Origin of the sequence: Streptomyces sp. URMC 124 (assembly GCF_051386455.1) — a bacterium.
GTDB lineage: Bacteria > Actinomycetota > Actinomycetes > Streptomycetales > Streptomycetaceae > Streptomyces.
Genome location: NZ_JBPQTS010000617.1, coordinates 1 through 243, shown reverse-complemented (window position 1 = coordinate 243; position 243 = coordinate 1). Strand labels below are relative to the sequence as shown.

Sequence of the window (243 nt, the reverse complement as noted above, 5' to 3'; positions counted from 1 at the left end):
GACCTGCACTGGCATGAAGAACTACAGATCACGTTGGTAACGAAAGGAACATTGGTGATCCAGGTAAACGGAATCGATCATCAGTTAAAGACTGGCCAAGCGATCCTGATCAACAAAGGGATTCTTCATGTCACGACACAGTTGAGTCATGACGGCGAATATGTGAGTTTTAACTTCCCCGAAAAGTTGCTCGCCTTCCATGCGGACAGTACAATGGAAGAGAACTATGTGCTGCCTTATACC

General features: G+C 46.1%; 1 protein-coding gene. It reads left to right on the top strand.

What is annotated here, in order from left to right:
* Positions 1-3: 3 nt before the first annotated feature.
* The coding region (locus tag ACSNOG_RS33905; RefSeq protein ID WP_436756503.1) for a cupin domain-containing protein at positions 4-243 on the top strand (240 nt) is incomplete at its 3' end.